At 61.0% G+C, this 3,761-nt stretch carries 3 protein-coding genes; all 3 read left to right on the top strand.

Annotated features, from left to right (window positions below; genetic code table 11):
• Positions 1–373 precede the first annotated feature (373 nt).
• Positions 374–1,963: an anthranilate synthase component I gene (trpE, locus tag R2855_20115; protein ID MEZ4533312.1), complete on the top strand. Its 1,590-nt coding sequence runs from the start codon at positions 374–376 to the stop codon at positions 1,961–1,963.
• Between the two features lie 438 nt (positions 1,964–2,401).
• Complete coding sequence (locus R2855_20120) at positions 2,402–2,581, top strand: hypothetical protein (protein MEZ4533313.1); 180 nt, start codon at positions 2,402–2,404, stop codon at positions 2,579–2,581.
• A 3-nt stretch (positions 2,582–2,584) separates the two neighbouring features.
• Positions 2,585–3,655, top strand: a complete 1,071-nt coding sequence (trpD, locus tag R2855_20125) for an anthranilate phosphoribosyltransferase (GenBank protein MEZ4533314.1) — start codon at positions 2,585–2,587, stop codon at positions 3,653–3,655.
• Positions 3,656–3,761 lie beyond the last annotated feature (106 nt).

A 3,761-nucleotide genomic window follows, 5' to 3' on the forward strand; every position in this document is an offset into this window, starting at 1 on the left:
TCGTTGACATCGGTTTGCCATTCCTGATAGATTCACTTCATGTTGAAGATCGCAGCGACTGTGATCGGAACGAGTACGTGCCGGAAACGCCGGGCAGAGCGAGTCGGGGATGGTGAAAGCCCGACGCCGGGTGGGCGCCGAATGGATCCGTGAGTCGTGACCCGAAAGACAACCCGTTTGTCGAGTAGGCGTCGCCGGTTTCTCCACCGTTAACGGGAGCGGGGTATCGGCCGGACGTACCGGCCCGTACTTGTCGAGCGGGGAGTCGTGAGACTCCCAACAAGGGTGGTACCGCGGAAGGCACATCGCCTCCGTCCCTTCAGGGACGGGGGTTTTTTGTTGTCCAAACGCCGGACCGCCAGGAGGCACCAGAATGGTTACCGCACTCTCATCGAAACCGCCAGTCGCGCAACGAGGCGCCTTTTCGCCATCGCTGGAAGAACTGGAGCACTGGCTGGCCAGCGAGAAGACGCCGCCCCGACTGGTGCCGATTTATCGCGAAGTGATGGCGGACACCGAAACACCGGTAACAGCCCTGGCCAAACTGCGGGATGAGACCCCCTGCTTCATTCTGGAGAGTATCGAGGGGGGCGAGCGCGTTGCTCGCTATTCCTTCGTCGGATCTCGACCGGTGGCCACGCTAACGTTTCGGAACGATCTGGCCCATCTTTCGCGTGACGGCGTGGACACGGCCGAGTCCTATGGCGACCCCCTTCAGGTGTTGCGCGATTTGCTGTCCGAGTATCAGTCGAGCCGGATGCCGGGATTGCCGTTACCCCGTTTTCTTGGCGGTGCGGTCGGCTACCTGTCATTCGAGGCGGTAAATGCGTTCGAACCGCGAGTGGGAAGGGCCAAGGGAGCGGGACGCTCACTGCCGGATGGTTCTTTCATGATCGTCGATGGGCTTCTGGTCTTCGACAATCTGGAACGCACGATCAAGGTTGTCAGCCACGTCGATCTTCGTCATGCCCGGTCGATTCGCAGCGCATACGAGGCAGCGACAGCCAGGATCGAAGCAACGATCAGCAGGCTGAGAGCACCGCTGCCGCCATTGCCTCACGGTATACCGGAACCTCCTCTGCCGATCGACGACCGACTGATCCCCAACACTTCGCGAAGCCACTATGACCATATGATCGAACGCGCGAAGGAATACATTCTGGAGGGCGATATCTTCCAGGTTGTCCTTTCGCATCGACTTGACGTGCCGACGCCTGTGCATCCGTTCACCATCTACCGCGCATTGCGCGCCGTCAACCCTTCACCGTATATGTTCTATCTCGATTTCGTCGATCACCACATCGTGGGAGCGTCGCCAGAACTGCTGGTCCGGCTGGAGGACGGGGTGGTGACGAATCACCCCATTGCCGGCACTCGCCCCCGCGGTCAGACGCCCGAGCAGGATGCAGCGCTGGCTACCGAGCTACTCGCCGACGAAAAGGAACGTGCCGAGCATGTGATGCTGGTCGACCTGGGCCGCAACGATGTTGGCCGCGTTTCCCGGTCGGGAACCGTTCGCGTGCCGCGATTCATGGAGATCGACCGATATTCACACGTCATGCACATCGTGACGCATGTGGAGGGGGATCTCGCGCCGGAACTTGACTGTTTCGATGCACTGCGCGCCTGTTTCCCGGCCGGGACCGTTTCCGGCGCTCCCAAGGTGCGGGCGATGGAGATCATCACCGAACTGGAGGTCGATAAACGCGGACCCTATTCCGGTGCCGTTGGCTATATGGACTTTGCGGGTGGCATGGACACCTGCATCGCATTGCGGACCCTCGTCTACAGCGATGGCGTGGCGTCGTTGCAGGCTGGTGGTGGCGTCGTGGCCGACAGTACCGCCGATGGAGAATACGCGGAAACATTTCACAAGATGCGGGCTCTCATGCGAGCCATCGAGTTCGCTGAACGCATCGAGTACGAAGAATTCGGGCCTGATGCCATGGGAGCACAGTCATGATTCTACTCATCGACAACTACGATTTCGTTCACCTTCAATCTCTATCAGTTCCTGACCGAACTCGGTCCCGAGGTTAAAGTTGTGCGCAACGACGCCATCGACGTCCATGTGATTGAAGACATCGATGGGCGATCTGCAGGGAATCGTCGTCTCACCGGGTCCCTGCACTCCGGGCCGAGGCGATTTCGGTACCGGTCATCGCGCACTTTGCCGGGCGGATACCGATTCTGGGTGCCCGTCTTTGGGCCATCGCATTATCGGCGCTGCGTTCGGAGCCACTATCCTGAAGGCGCCTCGATTGATGCATGGCAAGGTGTCGGTGATTTATCACACGAATCAGGGCGTGTTCGAGAACCTCCCAGTCCGTTTGTGGCCACCCGTTACCACTCCCTGATCGTCGAACGGGAGTCCCTGCCGGACGAGTTGGAAATCACGGCAATGAGACCGATGACGGCATTGTCATGGGACTCCGGCACCGAACGCTCGCCATCGAAGGGGTGCAGTTCCACCCCTGAGTCGATTCTGACGCCGGTGGGTGCGACTCCGCTGGCCAACTTCCTCTCGTCAACGCAGGAAACGACGGTGCGGCGCGCCGCTCCCGTACTCGTGGGGTACTAGGTCATGTCAGAGTTGACGACGAAACCCAGACTCAGTGCCCGCGACGCCATCAAAACGATCGTCGATGGCGGAGCATTGACAGAGGAGCAGGCCACGGATGTGATGGATGCCATCATGTCTGGCGAGGCGACGCCTTCCCAGATCGCCGCGCTGATCACCGCATTGCGGGTGCGCGGCGAGACCGTCGACGAACTGACCGGGTTCGCCAGAGCGTTGCGCGATCATGTGCAGCGGGTCACCGTACCCGACGATCGACCAATCATCGATACCTGCGGAACGGGTGGCGACGATTCAGGTACTTTCAATATTTCGACCACCGCAGCGATCGTCATCGCCGGCGCTGATGTGCGCGTGGCCAAACACGGCAATCGTTCAGTCACAAGCCAGAGCGGCTCAGCCGATGTTCTGGAAGCGCTGGGCGTGACTATCGACCTCTCGCCGGACGCTGTAGCGGCGTCGATTCGCGATGTAGGGATTGGGTTCATGTTCGCCCCGTCGTACCACCCGGGATTTCGCCATGCCGGTCCGACCCGTCGCGAAATCGGGGTGCGCACGGTGTTCAACTTCCTGGGTCCGATGACCAATCCGGCTGGACTGCGACGACAGATCATCGGCGTCAGCGCACCGTCCGCAGCGCGAATGATGGCCGAAGCATTGGGTCGACTCGGCAGCGATCGGGTGCTGGTCGTGTATTCACCGGAGGGACTCGATGAGCTCGGTCTCGGCGAGGATTCGCACGTCGTGGAGTTCGATGCGGAACGAGGTGAGGCGATCGAGTACGCCATTGGCCCTCAGGATGCCGGGCTGAAACGAGCCAGTGTGGAAGCTCTGGCCGGTGGCGACGCTGCGCACAATGCCCAGATCACCCTGCGCATTCTGGCCGGTGCACAGGGACCAATGCGCGACGTGGTGCTCTTCAATGCGGGCGCCGGTCTGTATGCCGCTGGTGTCGTGGAAAACGTCCGGCAAGGCGTCGAGCTCGCAGCCGCTACCATCGACAGTGGCAGAGCCGCGGACACGCTTGAACGGTTCGTGCAGGCAAGTCGCCAGTCGTCCAGTGGGTCGGCGCTGTGAGCGGCGACGGTCTGCTTACGACCGGCACGATTCTCGATCGTATCCTGGCCAGGACGACAGTCGACCTGGCGATGCGGTCGGCGGAGTTGCCCGCCGCCGAACTCGA

This window comes from Thermomicrobiales bacterium, from assembly GCA_041390825.1.
Taxonomy (GTDB): domain Bacteria; phylum Chloroflexota; class Chloroflexia; order Thermomicrobiales; family UBA6265; genus JAMLHN01.